The following is an 18,997-nucleotide window of genomic DNA, read 5'->3' on the forward strand; positions in this document are numbered from 1 at the left end:
GTTCGTCGCATACAACACCCGGGCCGCAAAAGCCAGCGCTATGGCTGGGCATGATGCTGGAACATTCAAGAAAATCAATGGAAAGTGCGTTCAACGCACCTCTGAAATACGGATCTATTCGATTGACATCAGTGGAGTTTATTCTTATATTAAATAAGCAATTTAGCTGGACTACGGTTTGGGAGGATCGTCATGTCGTATGGAGGAAGCGTCCCCGGTGGCGCGCTTAAAGTAGCCAACCCATCAAACGTTGCCGTCGCGGATGCGCCCGTTATGATGCGCGCTGCGCGAATGCACAAAGTCGGGCAACCCCTGTCTATCGACTGGGTGGAGAAGCCAAGACCTCGGCCCACGGACGTGCTCGTCGAAGTAAAGGCATGCGGCATCGTGCCCAATCTCGGCAATGTGCTCAATCACCTCAAGGAATGGTTTCTGCATCTCTACGTTCCCAATCTGCCGGCGATCTACGGCCTCGATGCAACGGGTATCGTCGTCGAGAAAGGTGAGCAGGTGCATGGCATTGATCTGGGTACGCGCGTCTACGTCAACCCGGCCCGCTACTGCGGCGGTTGTCGAGACTGCCGGATGGGAAAAACGACCTCCTGCCGGTCCTTTACCTTCAACGGATATTTCGGCTTCAGCCCTGCTTCCCAGCAGATCTTCGAAGACTACCCCTATGGCGGTCTGGCCGAATACATGACGGCGCCGCAATACAGCATCGTTCCGCTTCCGGACAATGTTCCTTTCGAGATGGCTGCACGCTGGGGCTATCTTGGAACCGGCTACCAAGCGTTGCAGCGCGCCGATGTCCGCGTCGGCACTACGGTTCTGATCAACGGCATCAGCGGGACACTCGGTCTCGGCGTCGCACTGTTTGCTTTGGCCCTTGGTGCATCGAAGGTTTTAGGGACTGGTCGCGAGCATGCGCTCCTGCAGAAGGTCAAATCGATCGCCCCTGATCGTATCGAGGTTCACGCGCTGGACGAAGAGGTCTCGGTTGGAGAATGGGCGCATGCGGTCACCTCTGGAAGAGGTGTCGATGTCGTGATCGATACGCTGGGGCCGGGCGCCCCTCAGTCTTCCATGCTGGCTGCCCTTGAGGCGCTTGGGCGTGGCGGGCGCCATGTCAATATCGGCGCGGTTGCAGGCGATATACCGGTCAATCTCCACAAGAACATGGACAACAACCAGGACATGCTCGGCTCTCTCTGGTTCACGCCCGCCCAAGGCCAGGAAATGGCAGATCTCGCGGCCATCGGCGCTGTCCGGTTGGATGTTTTCGAGCACGAGTTCTTCAAGCTCGAAGATGTGAACACGGCTTTAACCGTTCTGAAGAACCGCCACGGCGGCTTCAGCAACTATGTGATCTGCCCCTGAGCACATCGGCTCACGGGTCACAGCTTTAAAGGCTTCAACAACTCACTGGAGCGACGATGCCGGGGCGGAAGCGTTGGCGTTGCCGTCTGGCAATGGACAGTGGACAGTGGACAGTGGAGAACATCATGCAGGTCAGACGAGTGGTCATTGGCGAAAATTCGCAAGGGAAATCCGTTTTCGTCGAGAGTGGCGCGGCGCCGCTTGCACATGAGTTTAAACATCTTCCAGGGCAGGGGCTGGCGCGTATCTGGATGACAAACCCAGGCCAAAAGATCGGTCAGAACGCCGGATTACCTGATGGCGAACCGATGACGGCGACGGGGCCGATGCTACCGGCCGCCGGTGGCACGAGCTTCGTCATCGCGAAATACGCACCGGACAGCGTATTCCTTGCGCCGAATTTCAATGGACCGGCAGCAGGCGGCGAGTTTTATATCTACGCCCCTGACCTTGCCGCGACCATGGAACCCGACGCTCCGGGCATGCACAGGACCGACAGTATCGACTACGGCGTCGTACTCGACGGTGAGATCTGGCTGGAGGTCGATGATGGGCGGGAGGTGCAGTTGAAGGCAGGCGACACGATCGTTCAACTAGGCGGTCGGCACGCATGGCGAAACAAGTCCGATCGAACAACAACCGTTGCCTTTGTTCTGTGCGGTGCATCGCGAACCTGAAAAGGCAGACGCGCTCTGCGCCAACAGCGACATCTGGCGCAATTGAAGATCATTGACGTTTTTGCAGAGGTTTTTCGCGTGAACGATACAGGCTACAGCGAACAGGCCGCCATTATCCTGCGCCAGATAGAAACGGTGCCGGGATATGCCGTGCTTCGCGAGCGTCTCGGAGAGGCCACGGATATCTCGTGCGACGCCCTGGAGATGGTGCTCGGTGCTGCGGCGCGTTTTTCCGAGGAGATCCTGTACCCGGTCAATCGGGCAGGCGACATTCAAGGATGCCGTTTGGAGAATGGCCGTGTACATACGCCTGACGGTTACCCCGACGTCTGGCGGAAGTTCGTCGCGGATGGCTGGAATGCAATCGACTATACGCAGGCTGAGGGTGGGCAAGGACTTCCCTTCTTTGTCAACGTCGCATGCCGGGAACTCTTCGACCGCGCGGGCATGGCCTTCGGGATGTTCGGTGCATCGTCGAGAGCTGGGTCGCAAGTCCTTGCCGCCTATGCCGAGCCTGCGTTGCGCGATGAATGGATCGCCAAATTCGCGGAGGGCCGATGGTCGGCGGCGATTGCCATTTCGGAGGCCGATGCCGGCTCCGATGTCGGTCGCATCCGCACTCGCGCACTGCCGTCCGATGACGGGACCTGGCGCATCACCGGCGAAAAAATGTGGACGACGTTTGGCGACAGCGACATGGTCGAGGGCATTGGCCATTTCCTCTTGGCACGAACGCCTGACGCGCCGCCCGGCACATCTGGGCTCAGTCTTTTCCTTGTCCCTAGCGTCGTGCCGGGGGATGGCGGCCTCGTATCGAACGGTGTTCATGTTCGGCGCATCGAGGAAAAGCTCGGCCTGCATGGTTCCCCGACCTGCGTCACCGGCTTCGAGGATGCGAAGGGTTGGTTGATTGGCAGCATCGGACGCGGCCTGCCGCAACTGTTCGTCATGCTGCAGACCATGCGTGTCATGGTGGGCGTCCAGGGGATCGGTGTGGCGTTCGGCGCCGCTCAAACCGCAACCCGATATGCCTCCGAGCGACGGCAGGGCGGTGATCCCGCAAAGCCGCCGACACCGATCGCCAGCCATCCAGATGTTCAACGATTGCTGCTGGGGATGGCGTCAAGGGTCGAGGTTTTGCGTGGTCTTGCTCTCGAAATGGCCATTGGTCTCGACGCCTTGCCCCTTGAGCCAGATCAAACCGAACGCAAACGCGCCTCCGACGTCATTCAATGGTTGATGCCGATCCTCAAGGCAGCATGCTCGGAGGCCGCCTTCGATGTCTCGAGCGACGCGATCCAGGTCCTTGGTGGGGCGGGCTACACACGGGAATGGCCGGTGGAACAGTGGCTGCGCGACGCCCGCATGATGTCAATCGCGGAAGGGTCATCGGGCATCCAGGCGCTGGATCTCGTCTATCGTAAATTCTTGCGAGACGGCGGGGTCGGTCTTGGGCATTTCCTCTCTGTCGCCCGCACGGAACTCGTCGGTGCTGAACCCAGCGTGCGCCGCGATGCATCCTCTGTCCTGGATCGTTTGGAGCGCTGCGCAGGAGCGTTGCTGGCATTAAAGAAATCACCCGGTGAAGTTGAGGCTGGAGCCACCGCTTTTCTCCGGCTGGCAACGCTTGCCGCAACCGGCTGGATAGCTGCACGTCTTGCGTCTCTCGATCCGCAACGCGACACCGTCAATCGCCGACTTATTGCCGCGGGCCGTTTCTGGTTGAGCGATCTCCATACCCGTGCCGCGTTCGAAGAGGCGCAAGCGCTTGCCGGATCTGAACGGCTTGCGTTGTTCGACGCCTTGTCACCGACGACATAAGATTTTGCTTTCATCGAAAAGGAGTTCGCCATGAGTGTTGAAGATCCGGTTTCCGTCCATATCGAAGACAGAATTGCATGGGTGCGTTTTGCGCGTCCGGAGAAACGCAACGCCATGAGCCCAGAGCTCAACCGGCGCATGATGGAAGTACTGACCGAGCTCGAGTTCCGGGACGATATCGGCGTTCTCGTCCTGGGTGGCGAGGGATCCGCGTGGTCGGCCGGCATGGATCTCAAGGAGTATTTCCGCGAGGCCGAAGCGAACGGGACCGGCGGCATCCGCAAGGCGCAGCGAGAGTCCTACGGCTGGTTCCGACGGCTGCGCTGGTACGAAAAGCCGACGATCGCCATGGTGCATGGCTGGTGCTTCGGCGGCGCATTCGCCCCGTTGTTCGCCTGTGATCTTGCCGTCTGTGCCGACGAAGCGCAATTCGGTCTGTCCGAAGTCAACTGGGGAATTATCCCCGGCGGTGGCGTGACCAAGGTGGTCTCTGAACTCATCCCGATGCGAGACGCCATGTATCTGACGCTGACTGGCGAAACGTTCGACGGCAAGAAGGCCGCAGCTTGGCGCCTCGTCAACGAGAGCGTTCCGCTTGAGCAGCTTGAAGCGCGCGTCCGGGAGATCGCCGATGTTCTACTCCAGAAGAATCCTGTGACGTTGAAGGCCTGCAAGGACGCCTTACGCCGCATGCCGGACATGACCTATGACAACGCCGAGGATTACCTCGTGCGCGCGCAGGAATCCTTGAGCTTCCTCGACAAATCGGAGGGCCGCAAAGAGGGCATCCGCCAGTTCATTGACGAGAAGAGCTACAAGCCTGGGCTGGGTGCCTACGATCCAAACAAGAAGAGAGCGTGAGGGCCATGTCGAGCGCATGCGATGACGTCGGACTTCAAGCGCGTCTCAATCCGGAGCGTCTGGCATTGGTCGACCTCACGACGAGCCGGCGCTGGACCTATGCGGAACTGAACGGTTCAATCGGCCGCTGCGCAACCGTTCTGGCGAGTCTTGGTCTCACGGAAGGTCACCGGCTTGCGGCTTATGCCCGCAACCGAGCCGAACTGATCATCGTTCATCTCGCCTGCGCTCGCCTCGGCCTCATCTATGCGCCACTTAACTGGCGTTTGGCGGATAGGGAACTGGCGGGACTGATCGACGACATAGAACCATCCCTGCTGATCCACGATGATGGAAACGACCGGGGTTGCTCGGCGATTGGTCTCGATGAACTTGCCCAGTGTATTGAAACTGCGCCGCCCTTGCCCGAGCAGGCGTTCCACCGGGACCGCCCGTCGTTGATCCTTTACACGTCAGGGACGTCCGGGCGTCCAAAGGGCGCGATGCTCAGCGAGCGCAATATTTCTGAAAGCGCTATTAACTTCAGCCTGGTCGGACGAGTGGCGCGCGAGAGCCGGTTCCTGTGTGACAGCCCGCTGTTCCACGTCATCGGCCTGATCGTCAATGTGCGTCCGGCGCTCATGATGGGAGGCGCAGTGCTGATTTCGGATCAGTTCCAGGCCGAGCGGACGCTGGCGCGTCTCTCCGATCCCGATCTCGGCGCTACGCACTATGTGTGCGTTCCCCAGATGGCGACCATGATGCGAGCATGTCCCGAGTTCGATGCGGCGACGTTCAGAAATCTCAATCTGTTTATTGGTGGCGCCCCCAATCCGACTTCAGACGTGCTGCAATGGTTGTCGGAAGGCATCACCATGGTCAACGGTTTCGGCATGAGCGAGAACGGCACCGTTCTGGGTATGCCGATCGATGCCGAGATCATTGCGCGCAAACCCTCTTCGGCTGGCATCCATACGGCGCGCACGGAACTGAAGATAGCCGACGACAATGGAGAGCCCGTGCCGGATGGACATGCCGGCGAGTTGATGATCCGCGGACCGAACGTCACGATCGGGTATTGGCGTCAGCCGGAAGCGACAGCGGCGGCGTTTACGGAAGATGGTTGGTTCCGCACGGGCGACGTCGCGATGCGAGACGAGGATGGGTTCTATTTCATTCTCGACCGCAAGAAGGACATGTACGTTTCCGGCGGAGAAAATGTCTATCCGGCGGAAGTGGAACTGGCGCTTGCCGAACTGCGGCTGCCAGGCGTCAAGGAATTTGCGGTGGTTGGAATGCCCGATCAACGGTGGGGCGAAGTCGGCCATATCGCTTTGGTTCTCGAAGATGGGCGTTCGGACTTCGAGATCAATGAGATCTGCAATCGGCTGGAAGGCCGAATTGCCCGCTACAAGATGCCCAAACGCCTTTCAGTTCTGCCGGCGCTTCCACGCACTGGCAGTGGCAAAATCATGAAATCGACGCTTCGCTCCATGCTTGCTGAGCAATGAGCGGATTGGGCCAAGTTCGTATCGAGCAGACAACAAGCCGACGTGCATCAGCACCGCGTGGCCACGAGTCAGCATTTAGAGAATTCGTCGATTGAAACCTGGAGGAGACCGTTATGAATAGCATAAAGCCATCCAACTATTCCGGAGCCGAACCGACGTTCGTGCGATTGAACCCTTTGACCGGAGAGGTTGCGAGTTCCGCCCAAGCCATGAGCCCAGCAGACGCAGTCGCCATTGCCGACAAAGCCCATGCCGCCTTCGCATCATGGTCACAGACCGGTCCCAATCTCCGGCGTCAGCTGCTTTTGAAAGCGGCGGACTCCCTCCTTGCCCGCAAGGACGATTTGATCCGCCTGATGCAAAACGAGATTGGCGCCACGTCAAGCTGGGCTGGGTTCAATGTCGTGCTTGCAGCCAGCATGGCGCGGGAAGCGGCATCGCTGACGACCCAGATCGTCGGTGAAACCATCCCGTCCGACAAGCCAGGATGCCTTGCCATGACGGTCCGCGAGCCAGTCGGCGTTTGCCTTGGCATCGCGCCCTGGAACGCGCCGGTCATTCTCGGCGTTCGCGCCATCGCGACTGCGCTTGCCTGCGGAAACACGGTTGTTCTCAAGGCCTCCGAAAAATGCCCCGCAACCCATCAGTTGCTTGTCGAATGCTTCCAGTCAGCCGGCTTCCCGGCCGATGTCATCAATGTCGTAACCAACGCGCCCGAGGACGGGCCCGACGTGGTGAACATCCTGATCGATCATCCCGCCGTCTTGCGCATCAACTTCACTGGTTCTACGCCGGTGGGCAAGGCTGTCGCCAAGCGCGCTGCAGAACACCTGAAGCCGGTTCTTCTTGAACTCGGCGGCAAGGCGCCACTTCTCGTTCTTGACGATGCTAACCTCGACGAGGCCGTGGCGGCCGCCGCTTTCGGTGCCTTCTTCAACCAAGGTCAGATTTGCATGTCGACCGAGCGCATCATCGTCGTAGAGGAGATCGCCGAGGCGTTTCTCACGAAATTCCGCGAGAAGGTCGCAACGCTGGTGGCCGGAGATCCGGTCGTGGGCAAAGCACCACTTGGTGCAATGATTGGCCAGGAGGCGATCGACAAGGTGCAGGCGCTGATTGCCGACGCCGTGTCGAAAGGCGCCGAAAAGGTGGTGGGCGGGCATTCTGAAGGCGTGTTGATGTCGGCGACAGTGATCGACAAGGTCACCAAGGATATGAACCTTTACGGCGAGGAAAGTTTCGGCCCGGTCGTCGCGATCCTTCGCGCCAAAAACGAGGACCATGCCGTCGAGCTGGCCAATGATTCGGAATTTGGCCTGTCCGCTTCCATCTTCACCCGCGACGCCGCGCGCGGATTGCGTCTTTCCCGGCGCATCCGGTCGGGCATTTGCCATATCAACGGTCCAACGGTCCACGACGAGGCCCAGATGCCATTCGGTGGCGTCAAATCCTCCGGCTACGGCAAGTTCGGTGGCAAATCGGGCGTGGCGGAATTCACCGAACTTCGCTGGATCACCATCGAGACGCAGCCGGGTCACTATCCGATCTGACATCTCGACCGAAGAATTCCGGTCGGCTCGGAGGGGGAGCCGACCAATCAACACCATCTGACAGTGGCAACGCGATATTTGGGGAGAGCCATTATGGACACGAGACATCTCATCACCGGTCGACCGGACCAGGACGTTTTTCCGACGCTTCGGTATGCGTGGTATGCCGTCGCCGTTCTGCTTGTCGTCTACAGCATCGCATTCGTCGACCGCATCATCCTTAATCTTCTCGTCCAGCCGATCCGGGCGGACCTTGGGCTGAGCGATACCGGCATCAGCCTCCTGCAGGGGCTGGCTTTCACCATCTTCTACAGTATTTTCGGTCTGATACTCGGCCGGTGGGCCGACCGGAACAACCGCAAGCGCATGATCATCGCGGGCGTCATCGTCTGGTGCCTGGCGACTGCGGCCTGCGGATTTGCACAAAATTTCTGGCAGTTGTTTGTCGCTCGCATCTTCGTCGGCGCCGGCGAGGCGGCGTTGTCACCCGCCGCCTACTCACTGATCTGCGACAGTTTCCGCAGGGAGCATCGATCCCGCGCTATCAGTACCTACAGCATGGGTATTTACGTCGGTATTGGCAGTGCACTGATCTTCGGGGGGATCGTTGTCGCCGCGACGTCGAGCGCCGGTATGATCAGGCTTCCCCTTCTTGGCGAACAGGCCGCTTGGCGCGCGTCGCTGATTGTCGTCGGCCTGGTCGGGCTGCTTGCGGTCTTGCTGCTGATGACACTCAAGGAACCCTCACGAAAGGAAGTGACGAAGACCGACGGGTCCTTCCGGGATGCACTCGGTTTCTTCAGAAGCAGACTTCGCCCACTCGGAACCGTCATGTTGGCCAACGCTCTCGTAGCCTTGATGACCTACAGCATCTCGGCCTGGCTTCCTTCCTATTTCATTCGCGTCTTTGGCTGGAGTGCGTCTCAGATCGCAACGGCCTATGGCACGGTTATGCTGACAGTCGGGTGTGCAGGTGTCGTGTTCGGCGGGTGGTTGGTGGACCGGCTGACAGCCTCGGGCAGGATCAACGCGATGATGCTGGTCTTCCGCTGGAGCTTTGCGGCCCTGCTGTTGACTGCGGGATGGATGGGCTTCGTCGGTTCGCCCGCGATCGCCGTCCTTCTGCTCGGAGTGACCTGCTTTCTGATCGGCATCCCAACCGGGCTCGGGCCCGCAGCGATCAACGCCATCACCCCCAATCAATATCGGGGCCAGGCCGTCGCCATTTATCTCTTCTTCACAGCGCTCATCGGGCTGGGTATCGGACCGACCGCAGTGGCGCTGATCACGGATTATGTCTTTAAGAGTGATGTTGCTGTCGGCATGTCCTTGGGAACGGTTCTCGTCGTCGCCAGCTTGATTGCGGCAATCCTGCTGTTTTCGGGCAGCGGAAGTTACAATCGAGCGCTCAAGGATTCACAAGTCGAGCGTTAAGCTTGAGCGCAAACGCTGTTTTCTTTTGCTTGGATGACCGCTTGCGAAAAACCCCGCTAAAATCAGGTCATTTGTCTGAGTTGTTCCAAGGTTTGCGAATATTTTACGCGTTTTTAATTATATAATATCAGTATAATTCGGAGTTTTCGTCTCGGCAACGGAGGTTGGTATTTGATGTTCGGAAATCGCAAAAGGCAGATGCTCTCAGAAATCGCCTCCCTTCGAAGCCAGCTTGAAGCTTGCGAAAACAATGAGCGCACGCTGCAACAGCGATGTGGAATAGGGCTTTGGAGCGCCACCATGTCTGACAAAGCCTCAAAGCAGTCAGATGCGGCTTGGAACTGGTCTGACGAATGCAGGCGTCTCATTGGCGCAGCGGCGAAAGATATGTCGTCGACCAATTTCAATGTCCTCCTGGATCGCATGGCGCCAGTGGGCGCGACGTTCGTCCGGGAGAAATTTGAGGCTTTGAACCGCACCGGCTTTGCCGGAGACCGTTTGGTTTAAGTTATGCGGCCAATGCTGGTGCGTCCAGCATGGCGTAGTATCGTTCCTCGGCCTCTGCAGGCGGAATGTTTCCAATGGGCAGCAGCCTGCAGATCGGCTCGACCCCGAGCACCGTGCGGTGTTCGTCGATGAAGGAAATCATCGCTTCAGTGGGCGGTCGAGCTCCGCCTGGGCAAAATATGCCGAGGCTTTGCGCAAAATCTCGTTCGCCTGACGAAGCTCCCGGTTCTCCCGCTCCAGTGCCTTCATCTTCTCGGCCACGTCGCTCGGCAGGCCAGCCCGCTTGCCGCTGTCGACCTCGGCCTTCTTCACCCATTCATGGAGGGTATGCGCCGAGCAACCGATCTTGGACGCTATCGATGATACCGCTGCCCAGCGGGAGGGATGTTCGGCTTCATGCTCCGTCACCATACGCACGGCACGGGCGCGGACTTCAGGGGAGAATTTGTTCGTCGTCTTGCTTGTCATAGACCCTACTTCTCACGAGTTGGGGTCTCCGGTAAATCCGGGGCGGTTCAATTCGTTCCGTACTCGTTCGTTAAAGTTCTTTAAGATATTAGTCATAATTAAACTTATACTGCACCCGCCCGATTGACCAAACTGCCGAATACAGATTTGTCCTTGCCTGTCTGCTTGGCTTCGTAGAGCAGAGCATCGGCATTGGAAAACGCAGCGCCGAAGTCTTGTTTGACAAAATCCTCGATATGGGTGACTCCCACGCTCACGGTGAAGCGAATCTCTTGCCCGTCGAAACTGACCCTCTGATGTCTTGCCTCTTCGATGATCCGGTTACAGACCAGTTTGAGGTTTTCAGTCGATATGCCGGGGAGGATGACAAGGAACTCCTCCCCGCCCCATCTGACGGCGATATCGGTTTTCCTGACACAGCGCCTTATAATGTTGGAAACGGCGATAATCACCTCATCACCGACATGGTGTCCATAACCGTCGTTGATCTTCTCGAAATTGTCGATGTCGAGAACGGCGATTCCTATCTTCGGCCGCACGGCCAAATCTTTAATGATCCTCAGTACGAAACTGCGATTGCGCAACCTCGTGAGAGGATCGGTGTCCGCATCCCTTTGCACACCCTGTAGCAGCCGGCTTCGCTGGCTGAAGAGATCTCCCATGAATACCACAAGAGTTGCCACCATGACGATATTGAACCGGTGCGCAAAGATCTGCTGGTAGAAGGCGTCATTTTGAAAGTCGACGTTCATGGAAATATACTGGTCGAGACCACTGAAACTGATTGCCGAAGCACATGGCCTTGATGCCATTCGCCTCGCCAGAGCTTGTGACGAATACGAAATTGCCCGCCCGCTCGCCGGACACTGGCAAAAGCTGGAACACGGTAAAACTGTCGTAAAGCCTCCGCTCACCAACGGCAAGTTCGAGCCGGATGACGTTCCCGATCTGAAGGCTCGCAGACGGGTAAAAACAAAGAGATAAAGCGCATCGCATGAATCCGTTTTGACGCGATGCGCTTTAAAAAATGCCAGCGTCGGACACAGGATTGGTATCTGACGCTGGCACATAGCTTGAATAATGATTTAGTCGAGAAGGTCGGCCGGAACCTGTCCACCGTTCTCCGACAGCTTCTTGATGACAGCTTTGTGCAGCCACACGTTCAGGGTTGCCGAGTCCGAGGCGTTTCCCGAATAGCCGAGTTCGGATGCGAGTTCCTTTCTGGCAGTCAGGCTGCTATCGATTTTCAGAGCTTTGAGCAGGTCGACGATCGAGTGTTTCCAATCGAGCTTTTGGCCGCTTGCTTTGACAGCGGTATCAAGGATCGCGGCAACATCGACAACTGGAACGACAGGTGTCGCAACGGCCGCCGTCTCTGCCGCCGTGCTGGTTGTGCTCTCTGCCGAAGAGATCGGAGCGACCGCCTCGGTCGAGGCACTGATGGTTTCAGCCTTTGCTTCCCCGAAGATCGCATTTTTGATTGAAGAGAAAATTCCCATTTCGGCGCTCCTGCTACCTGTTTGATTTCATGACGAGACTACTTTTGATTGAAAAGCCTGACAAGGTACGCAGCATGTCGTCAACTACCCAAGATAGAGTGACGGTGAGCGTCCCTTTGAGGATTGCCCGGCTAGAAGCCGCCACCTGTGCGAAACCCGCCGCCACCCGATCCTGACGAACCGCCACCAAAGGCGCCTCCTCCGGGTCGAGAGGGCAGGCCAGATCGATTTCCCCCTTGCTGGTAGCCGCTTCGCAGTGCATCACGCAATTCGCGCGAGGAGAGCGCGCCGCCTATAATGCCGCCCAAAACATCCCCAATCAGCTTGTCGTTCGAAAAACCACCGCCTTGTCTTTCGTAGCGGCGTGCCTCATCACGGGACCGCTCAAGCTCGGCACGCTTGCGCGCCAGCTCAACGGTTGCGCCGCGTGCCTCATCAGCAGCCTTCGCCTGATCTGCCAGTTCGTCTTCCAATGCCAGAAGCCGCCGCACGATGCGTTCGTCGTCCGGTGTGGGTGTGTCCAGCGCCTCGCGCAGAAGCGAACGCAGATCCTCGCGCTACATGGACGCGGCAAGATCGCCAAGCACCTTTAGCTCACGATTCATGGTTGAGTGAGCGCCGGCAGCAACGCCGAACGCTGGATCAGACGATTTGTTTGATGAAGCTCTCCAACATGGTCTTGAGACGCTGAGCGTCCTCGTTGCCATAGTTGTCCTCCACCTTGGCTTCGTGTTCCTCGACGCGCTTGTTTTGTGAGGCAAGCATGGATGCTCCCTTATCGGAGAGAAACATCCGCACCTTACGGCGATCGACAGGATCGGGCACGCGATAGACGAGCGCATCTTGAACCATGCGGTCAACGAGTTTGGTCAGTGTGGGCAGATTGAGCGCCAACTCTTCGGCGAGCTTGCCCATTGGCAAGCCGCCGGCCTCCGACAGAACCTTCATCAATCGCCATTGGTCCAAGGAAACACCCTCGGCCGTGAGCTGTCGGCTCAGATGCCGATTGGCCTGGGCAAGCAGGTGTGAAAGATGTTCGTTTAACGAGCGTTCAGCCATGATACTTTAAAGAGCAATTGTTTAATCGGAAAGTATATATATAGTGCTTCTGTCGCGCCGCATAGGGCGGGATCAACGAAAACAAAAAATTCACAATCCGCCGTTGCGGATTGCGCTGTCTGGGTTGGAGCGGAGAACAAAAAGGGAGAATGCCGTGACGCTCGATTTCGCTCTGGCCAATGGCGCAGACAGGCTTTGGCTGCGCAGCCCTCCCCAACGACGACCTGCCGCCTTCGCGCGTCATGCGCTAGTTTCGCAGCGCGTTGGTGGATCCAGTTTTCCCATCCCCCGCAGACAAGATCCTATACGGATCGGACTTCTGGTTCCGTTTCAAGGTGCGGATGCTATTTGGGGACCTTCTTGCCAATACAGCGCCGTTCTTGCCGCTGCTGAGCTCAATGAAAAAGGCGGCATTCTCGGCAGACCGATTGAACTCTTGGCTGCGGATGCCGGAGGAAGCCCTCAGGCGGTGGTCAAGCGCGCACGCGATCTTGTAGACAACCAGGGAGCCCACGCTCTGGTCGGCGTGCATCTCTCGTCCGTCCGCGTCGAACTTTCGCAAGCCCTCGCAGGGTGTGTGCCCTACGTCTTCGCACCGCTATTCGAGGGCAGCGCGGAGAAAGAACAGGTTTTCAGCATCGGCGAAGTTCCGCAACGCCAGTTCTCTGGCCCTGTAAGCCATTTCATGGACCACCACCGAGCTGATCGCTGGTTTCTGATCGGGAACGACTACGTATGGCCGCGCGCCTCGCACAACTGGGTACGCGATTTCGTTCGCCGCCGCGGCGGCAAGGTAGTTGGTGAGGAATACGTTGGGCTTGGCCAGGATACATCGCACCTGCTTGACCTCATTGACGGAGCAAATCCGGATATCGTATTTCTCTCGCTAGTCGGATCCGAATGCGTCCCATTCAACCGGATGTTTGCGGAACGGGGGCTGTCGGGTCGCATCCTCCGGCTGTCCGGCGCCATTGAGGAGAATACGCTCCTAGCCATTGGCGGAGAGAATACTGAGAATTTGTTTTGCGCCGCAGGATATTTTAGCGCGTTGCAGACGCCGGAAAATCGAACTTTCCTGCAGCGATATCGGGATGCGTTCGGTGTCACGGCCCCGGTGCAGGGTGTTCTCAGTGAGGCCTGCTACGAGGGACTGCGTTTCTTTGGCGCGCTCGCAGCGAAGGCGCAATCATTGAAGCTCGACGCTTTGTCGGCTGCCTTTGAAGGCTTGAGTTTCGAGAGCCCGCGCGGGATAACCATTGTCCGGAACGGCGTCGCTTCCGGCCCGACATACCTCGCCCGCGCCGATGGGGCGGAATTCGAAGTCGTGCGCACTTTCGACGCCTTTTGAACCTTGCGCCTTCCCGAAGGACGCAGGTTCATTCCGTTCACAAAGCCAATCTTATTCTTCCATCATATTGTTTTGACATCACTTTTTTGGATCGTTCAAATCCCTCGACAAAATCTCATACCCGCATAAAAATACTTGAAAAAGAAAATATTGAATATATAAACATATTGACCGCACGAAATCCAAATCAAAACCCTCCCGCTGCAGCGCTGGAGGGAGCCTGCAGACGGCGTCTGCTGGATGGGGTTCGTGCGTCCATTGAAACCAAAATAAAGAGGGTGAGCATATGAAAATCAATCGACGCCTTTTTCTAGGCGGCACCGCGATGGCGCTCACGGCGCCATGGGTCAATCGCGCCTTTTCCGCTGACGACATCACGATCGCGAGCATCTATGACCTCTCGGGCGGGCTCGAAATCTACGGTCAGCCGATCGACGCCTGCCTCGATCTGGCAGTATCCGAGCTTAACGACGCAGGCGGCCTCCTCGGCCGCAAGATCAAAGTCCAGAAGTACGATCCGCAGTCCAATATCCAGCTCTACACACAATTTGCTACGGAGGCTGCGACAAGCCTTCAAGCTTCGGCCGTCTTCGGCGGCATCACCAGTGCATCCCGTGAAGCCATCCGCCCGCTTCTCGGTCGCTATCAGACCCTCTACTTCTACTCACCACTGTATGAAGGCGGTGTCTGCGACCGCAACACCTTCCTGACTGGCTCAACGCCGTCCCAGACGATTGGCCAGCTGATGCCATATGCCGTCAAGAATTTTGGCAAGAAGGTCTATGTTCTTGCTGCGGACTACAACTACGGCCAGATTTCCGCAAAATGGGTTCGTGACTACACCGGGAAGGCTGGTGGCGAAGTGATTGCGGCCGAATTCTTTCCGCTCGATGTGACCGATTTCAGTGCTGCCATCCAGAAGATCCAGCGTGAGAAGCCGGATGTCATCTACACGCTGCTCGTCGGCGGCAACCACATGTCCTTCTTCCGTCAATGGGCCGCGGCAGGGATGGCAGAAAAGATTCCGATCGTCTCGACGTCGTTCGGTGGTGGCAACGAACATATCGTGCTGACGCCTGCGGAATCTGATGGTGTCATGGCGGCGTTCGGATACTTCCAGGAGATCAAGTCTCCGGCCAATGACGCCTTCGTGAGGCGATATCACCAGAAGTTTGGCGACAACGCTCCGTACGTCACAGAGCACGCATCTGCCACGTACAACGCGGTTCATCACTGGGCCAACGGCGTAAAGAAGGCAAACTCTCTCGATCGGATGGCTGTGATCGAGGCCATCGAGAGTGGTGCCACGGTGGCAGGTCCAGGCGGCCCGTCCACCATTGATCCGAAGACCCATCATTGCGCTACGGACGTTCATATCGGCCGGGTCAAGAACCACAGCTTCGAGATCCTGGAGAGCTACCCGAACCAGCCGCCCGCGGATACCGCAGCCGTCTGCGATCTCGTCGCGAACCCCAACGACAATCAGCAATACGTCATCCAATAACGGCTGACCCATTGCCTCCCGGAGTGTGGCAAGCCGCACTCCGGGAGCTTGTACGGGACAATCTCAGTGGACTATTTTCTTGTTGTGCTGTTCCAGATTGTTGGAACGGTCGGCAATCTTGCGCTCATCAGCGTGGGACTAGCCGTCATCTTCGGCATGATGCGAGTGATCAACCTCGCCCATGGCGAGTTCATCATGCTGGGCGGCTTCGCCGCCATCTTCAGCGTCCAGGCAGGCGTGAGCGTCTGGATCGCAATGCTTGTCGTCGCCCCACTGAGCGTGGCGATGCTCGGCATCGTGGTGGAGCGGCTCATCATGCGCCGCCTTTATGGCCGAATGGTCGACACCATGCTGGCGAGTTGGGGGCTCAGCCTGCTGCTTATCGGTCTTGCCACGACCTTTTTCGGCAATCGGGTCGTCGGGATTGCCGCGCCCGTCGGCAGCTTTCACATCGGCGCCTATAGTCTCGGCGCCTACGACTTCGTGCTGACTGGGGTCGCCCTCGTGGTGTTCGCCGGAGGCTATGCACTCTTGCGCTTTACCCAGGCAGGGCTGATCGCGCGTGCGACCATGCAGAACCGCGAGATGGCCTCCTCCCTCGGTATCGAACCGTCTCGGGTCTACGCCATCACATTTGCGGTCGGCGCAGGTCTGAGCGGCCTCGCGGGTGGTCTTCTTGCCCCAATCTCGGGAGTCCTTCCGACCATGGGCGTCGCCTATGTCGCGAAGGCCTTCATCACCGTCATCACAGGAGGCGCCAGCGTCATCGTCGGCACGGCACTTAGCTCGGCGCTGCTGGGTAGCATCAACACCGTCTCGACCTTCCTGACCACACCTGTCATCGGAGATGTCGCGTTGCTGCTCGCCGCTACTGTCTTCCTTCGACTCCTGCCGACCGGGATCACCGGACGAATCCTCAAGGGGGCACCATGACCATTTCGGCCCTATACCGATCGAGTGGCGCGCATGTTGCCCTCGCCGCACTCGCCACGCTGACTGCCGTCGTCGTTCTGCCGAATGCAGCACCGCTCTACACGTTGATCAACGTGACGCTTTACATGTCGATGGGTGTCTTTGCGCTCAGTCTCGCTCTGCTCTGGGGCTACGGCGGCATCCCCTGCTTCGGCCAGTCGGCATTTTTCGGCCTTGGCGCATATGCCTATGCCATTGCGGCGATCAACTTCGGCGATACGACCCTGGCTGTCGCCTTCGCTATCCTGGTGCCCGCTCTTTTTGCAGCTGGGCTTGGCTACTTTCTGTTCTACGGCCGACTTAGCGATGTCTACCTCGGAGTGATCACGCTGACGGTCACCCTCATCCTGTTTAAGCTGATCAATAGCACGGGCGGAGACGCATGGCGGATCGGCACGGCGCGGCTTGGAGGCTTCAATGGCATCCCCGCCACGCCGCTGATGATCATTCCCTTTACAAAGACGCCTCTGTCCCCCTCTCAGATGTTCATCTTTGCCTCGGTCGCCCTGTTTTCAACCTATGCGCTTTACAAAGGTCTCATTGTCACGCGCTTCGGACGAGCGGTCATCGCCGTCAAGGAGAACGAGATGCGGGCTGAGTTGCTGGGATACAACGCCAAGCGGCTCAAGCTTGCCGTGTTTGTCATCTCTGCCGGAACCGCCGGGTTGGCAGGTCTGCTTTTTGCGAATTCCGTCTTCGTCAGCCCGACGATGTTCAGCCTCTCGATGGCCGCACAGGTTCTGATCTGGGTGGTGGTCGGCGGACTGGGCACGCTGTTCGGCCCAGTCGCCGCCTGCTTCGCCTTGCAGATGGCCACGACGGCGCTCGGCAAACTCGGCCTCGTTGATCCCAACATCGTGCTGGGACTGGTGCTGATCATTTTTGTCGTCTTCGTACCGGGCGGCATCCAGCCCGCCATTGCAGGGCTTCTTTGCAAACTGAGGGACCTCAGCTCGAAAAGGCACTCCGCCCGGGAGGTAGCGCAATGAGCGACTATCTCCTCGAAGCTGAGAACGTCGCTATGCATTTTGGCGGCGTTAAAGCACTGGATGGCGTCGATTTCCGACTGAAGAAAGGCGAACTGCGTTGCCTCCTGGGTCCGAACGGCGCTGGAAAGACCACGTTCTTCCGCTGCCTTACGGGAACGCACACGCCCACTCGCGGGCGTATCCTTTTCAAGGGAGCGGATATCGCCGGAAAAGAACGGCATGACATCGCTCGCTCAGGCATGGGGGTGAAAACCCAGGTTCCGAGCCTCTTCGATGGGTTGACGACCCATGAAAACCTCTGGCTCGCGCTGCGTACGGTCAGGAATGCCGCCGAGCGAGAGGCAAAGATTGCTGATGCCATGGAACGTGTTGGCGTCGGCGCGCTGCGCAACGGCGTGCTCGGGCGCATGGCCCACGGTCAGCGTCAGCTCGTAGAACTCGCCATGGTAGTGGCGAGCGACCCAGATCTTGTCCTGCTCGACGAGCCCGCGGCCGGAATGACCGACGGCGAAGTCGAACGGCTTGCCTCCATAATTCGAGACCTCAACCAGACCCACACCGTCGTTGTCGTGGAACACGACATGCACTTCATCCGCATGATCGCCGACCAGGTCACCGTGTTCCATCAGGGCCGTATTCTGGCCGAAGGCCACGTTGAACAGATCCTCACGGACCAGACAGTTCGGGACGTTTACCTGGGGAAGAAACATGCCTGACCTGCTGAACGTCAAGAACATCCAGTCCGGTTACGGGCGCATCCCGATCCTGTTCGGCATCGATCTGTCGATCGCAGAAGGCGAGTTCGTCGGCATTCTCGGCCACAACGGCATGGGAAAATCGACGCTGCTGCGGACGCTGATGGGCCATATCCCCGCAACCGCTGGCACGATCACTTTCGCCGGAACGGACGTGACCAGAGCTTCGCCAGCAGCACGATCACGGTCTGGGATCGGTTACGTGCCGCAAGGCAGACAGATCTTTCCGGCACTCTCAGTCATCGACAATCTGCGCGTCGCAGCGTCACGCGCGGGCAGAAAACAGACAGCGATTATCGAGCAAGTGATTGAGGAGTTTCCTCGCCTGAAGCCGATCCTTTCACGCGCTGGAGGCGTCCTTTCAGGAGGCGAGCAGCAGATTGTGGCGCTCGCGCGCTGCCTTTGCGCCGAGCCGCAATTGGTTCTGCTGGACGAACCCACTGAGGGTATTCAGCCTTCCATCATCGAGGAAATGAAGGACACGCTGAAGGCTCTCGCCCGCTCGCGCAACCTATCGATCCTGCTTGTGGAGCAGAACCTCGAATTCATCAGCGATCTCGCCACCCGTGTCCTCGTCATCAAGCGTGGACAGCTCTCCGGAGAGATAGATTCCGCCAAACTGCACGATGCCGACCTGGCTGGCGACATTCTGCCAGCCTGATCCCTCCAACATAACTCAACGAGGC

19 protein-coding genes, 1 pseudogene and 1 other annotated feature are annotated in these 18,997 nt (G+C 58.3%); of the genes and pseudogenes, 16 read left to right on the top strand and 4 right to left on the bottom strand.

Annotated elements, in window-relative coordinates:
* Positions 1-276: 276 nt before the first annotated feature.
* From FY152_24825 to FY152_24860, 8 genes are all read left to right on the top strand, one after another.
* A complete protein-coding gene (locus FY152_24825; protein ID UXS35511.1) occupies positions 277-1,377 on the top strand; it encodes an alcohol dehydrogenase catalytic domain-containing protein in 1,101 nt (366 codons plus the stop codon).
* A gap of 125 nt (positions 1,378-1,502) precedes the next feature.
* A complete protein-coding gene (locus FY152_24830; GenBank protein ID UXS35368.1) occupies positions 1,503-2,054 on the top strand; it encodes a cupin domain-containing protein in 552 nt (183 codons plus the stop codon).
* A 78-nt stretch (positions 2,055-2,132) separates the two neighbouring features.
* Positions 2,133-3,875, top strand: a complete 1,743-nt coding sequence (locus FY152_24835; protein ID UXS35369.1) for an acyl-CoA dehydrogenase — start codon at positions 2,133-2,135, stop codon at positions 3,873-3,875.
* Positions 3,876-3,905: 30 nt separating this feature from the next.
* A complete protein-coding gene (locus FY152_24840; GenBank protein ID UXS35370.1) occupies positions 3,906-4,736 on the top strand; it encodes a p-hydroxycinnamoyl CoA hydratase/lyase in 831 nt (276 codons plus the stop codon).
* Between the two features lie 5 nt (positions 4,737-4,741).
* A complete protein-coding gene (locus FY152_24845) occupies positions 4,742-6,226 on the top strand; it encodes an AMP-binding protein (GenBank protein UXS35371.1) in 1,485 nt (494 codons plus the stop codon).
* A gap of 113 nt (positions 6,227-6,339) precedes the next feature.
* Positions 6,340-7,776: an aldehyde dehydrogenase gene (locus tag FY152_24850; GenBank protein UXS35372.1), complete on the top strand. Its 1,437-nt coding sequence runs from the start codon at positions 6,340-6,342 to the stop codon at positions 7,774-7,776.
* Between the two features lie 93 nt (positions 7,777-7,869).
* Complete coding sequence (locus FY152_24855; protein ID UXS35373.1) at positions 7,870-9,210, top strand: MFS transporter; 1,341 nt, start codon at positions 7,870-7,872, stop codon at positions 9,208-9,210.
* 174 nt (positions 9,211-9,384) lie between these two features.
* A complete protein-coding gene (locus tag FY152_24860; GenBank protein ID UXS35374.1) occupies positions 9,385-9,717 on the top strand; it encodes a hypothetical protein in 333 nt (110 codons plus the stop codon).
* Between the two features lie 61 nt (positions 9,718-9,778).
* Positions 9,779-9,901 (bottom strand) — a sequence feature (AL1L pseudoknot).
* Here FY152_24860 and FY152_24865 read toward each other — a convergent pair.
* Both FY152_24865 and FY152_24870 read right to left on the bottom strand, forming a co-directional pair.
* Positions 9,791-10,185 (bottom strand): annotated as a pseudogene (locus tag FY152_24865) (transposase). Its footprint overlaps the feature before it by 111 nt.
* A gap of 104 nt (positions 10,186-10,289) precedes the next feature.
* Positions 10,290-10,937 (bottom strand): GGDEF domain-containing protein, encoded by a 648-nt coding sequence (locus tag FY152_24870; GenBank protein ID UXS35375.1) that lies wholly within the window; start codon positions 10,935-10,937, stop codon positions 10,290-10,292.
* Here FY152_24870 and FY152_24875 point away from each other — a divergent pair.
* On the top strand, positions 10,936-11,169 hold the full coding sequence (locus FY152_24875) for a hypothetical protein (protein ID UXS35376.1): 234 nt from the start codon (positions 10,936-10,938) through the stop codon (positions 11,167-11,169). The genes FY152_24870 and FY152_24875 overlap by 2 nt on opposite strands.
* Before the next feature lie 101 nt (positions 11,170-11,270).
* Here FY152_24875 and FY152_24880 read toward each other — a convergent pair whose 3' ends face one another.
* On the bottom strand, positions 11,271-11,684 hold the full coding sequence (locus FY152_24880; GenBank protein ID UXS35377.1) for a DUF3597 domain-containing protein: 414 nt from the start codon (positions 11,682-11,684) through the stop codon (positions 11,271-11,273).
* A 236-nt stretch (positions 11,685-11,920) separates the two neighbouring features.
* Here FY152_24880 and FY152_24885 point away from each other — a divergent pair, with 236 nt between their 5' ends.
* Positions 11,921-12,277: a hypothetical protein gene (locus tag FY152_24885; GenBank protein UXS35378.1), complete on the top strand. Its 357-nt coding sequence runs from the start codon at positions 11,921-11,923 to the stop codon at positions 12,275-12,277.
* Positions 12,278-12,326: 49 nt separating this feature from the next.
* On the opposite strand, the gene FY152_24890 is transcribed toward FY152_24885, so the two are convergent.
* Positions 12,327-12,743, bottom strand: a complete 417-nt coding sequence (locus tag FY152_24890; protein ID UXS35379.1) for a MarR family transcriptional regulator — start codon at positions 12,741-12,743, stop codon at positions 12,327-12,329.
* A gap of 154 nt (positions 12,744-12,897) precedes the next feature.
* Between FY152_24890 and FY152_24895 the strand changes: the two genes are divergently transcribed.
* From FY152_24895 to FY152_24920, 6 genes are all read left to right on the top strand, one after another.
* Entirely contained in the window at positions 12,898-14,091 is a 1,194-nt protein-coding gene (locus tag FY152_24895) for a substrate-binding domain-containing protein (protein ID UXS35380.1), read from the top strand.
* A gap of 286 nt (positions 14,092-14,377) precedes the next feature.
* Positions 14,378-15,595, top strand: coding sequence for a transporter substrate-binding protein (locus FY152_24900; protein UXS35381.1), 1,218 nt, complete (start codon positions 14,378-14,380; stop codon positions 15,593-15,595).
* 66 nt (positions 15,596-15,661) lie between these two features.
* On the top strand, positions 15,662-16,528 hold the full coding sequence (locus FY152_24905; protein UXS35382.1) for a branched-chain amino acid ABC transporter permease: 867 nt from the start codon (positions 15,662-15,664) through the stop codon (positions 16,526-16,528).
* Complete coding sequence (locus FY152_24910) at positions 16,525-17,556, top strand: branched-chain amino acid ABC transporter permease (GenBank protein UXS35383.1); 1,032 nt, start codon at positions 16,525-16,527, stop codon at positions 17,554-17,556. Before FY152_24905 ends, FY152_24910 begins: the two co-directional genes overlap by 4 nt.
* A complete protein-coding gene (locus tag FY152_24915) occupies positions 17,553-18,272 on the top strand; it encodes an ABC transporter ATP-binding protein (GenBank protein UXS35384.1) in 720 nt (239 codons plus the stop codon). The genes FY152_24910 and FY152_24915 overlap by 4 nt, the downstream gene beginning before the upstream one ends.
* Positions 18,265-18,972 (top strand): ABC transporter ATP-binding protein, encoded by a 708-nt coding sequence (locus FY152_24920; protein UXS35385.1) that lies wholly within the window; start codon positions 18,265-18,267, stop codon positions 18,970-18,972. The genes FY152_24915 and FY152_24920 overlap by 8 nt, the downstream gene beginning before the upstream one ends.
* The last annotated feature ends 25 nt before the right edge of the window (positions 18,973-18,997 follow it).

It is taken from the genome of Agrobacterium tumefaciens, assembly GCA_025560025.1.
Lineage (GTDB): Bacteria > Pseudomonadota > Alphaproteobacteria > Rhizobiales > Rhizobiaceae > Agrobacterium.

Excerpts from the sequence above, each read along its gene's own strand:
- FY152_24860 (UXS35374.1), top strand. The coding sequence starts at position 9,385 with ATGTTCGGAAATCGCAAAAGGCAGATGCTCTCAGAAATCGCCTCCCTT.
- FY152_24880 (UXS35377.1), bottom strand. The coding sequence starts at position 11,684 with ATGGGAATTTTCTCTTCAATCAAAAATGCGATCTTCGGGGAAGCAAAG.
- FY152_24915 (UXS35384.1), top strand. The coding sequence starts at position 17,553 with ATGAGCGACTATCTCCTCGAAGCTGAGAACGTCGCTATGCATTTTGGC.
- FY152_24910 (UXS35383.1), top strand. The coding sequence starts at position 16,525 with ATGACCATTTCGGCCCTATACCGATCGAGTGGCGCGCATGTTGCCCTC.
- FY152_24825 (UXS35511.1), top strand. The coding sequence starts at position 277 with ATGCGCGCTGCGCGAATGCACAAAGTCGGGCAACCCCTGTCTATCGAC.
- FY152_24890 (UXS35379.1), bottom strand. The coding sequence starts at position 12,743 with ATGGCTGAACGCTCGTTAAACGAACATCTTTCACACCTGCTTGCCCAG.
- FY152_24840 (UXS35370.1), top strand. The coding sequence starts at position 3,906 with ATGAGTGTTGAAGATCCGGTTTCCGTCCATATCGAAGACAGAATTGCA.
- FY152_24870 (UXS35375.1), bottom strand. The coding sequence starts at position 10,937 with ATGAACGTCGACTTTCAAAATGACGCCTTCTACCAGCAGATCTTTGCG.
- FY152_24845 (UXS35371.1), top strand. The coding sequence starts at position 4,742 with ATGTCGAGCGCATGCGATGACGTCGGACTTCAAGCGCGTCTCAATCCG.
- FY152_24875 (UXS35376.1), top strand. The coding sequence starts at position 10,936 with ATGGAAATATACTGGTCGAGACCACTGAAACTGATTGCCGAAGCACAT.
- FY152_24855 (UXS35373.1), top strand. The coding sequence starts at position 7,870 with ATGGACACGAGACATCTCATCACCGGTCGACCGGACCAGGACGTTTTT.
- FY152_24830 (UXS35368.1), top strand. The coding sequence starts at position 1,503 with ATGCAGGTCAGACGAGTGGTCATTGGCGAAAATTCGCAAGGGAAATCC.
- FY152_24920 (UXS35385.1), top strand. The coding sequence starts at position 18,265 with ATGCCTGACCTGCTGAACGTCAAGAACATCCAGTCCGGTTACGGGCGC.
- FY152_24850 (UXS35372.1), top strand. The coding sequence starts at position 6,340 with ATGAATAGCATAAAGCCATCCAACTATTCCGGAGCCGAACCGACGTTC.
- FY152_24900 (UXS35381.1), top strand. The coding sequence starts at position 14,378 with ATGAAAATCAATCGACGCCTTTTTCTAGGCGGCACCGCGATGGCGCTC.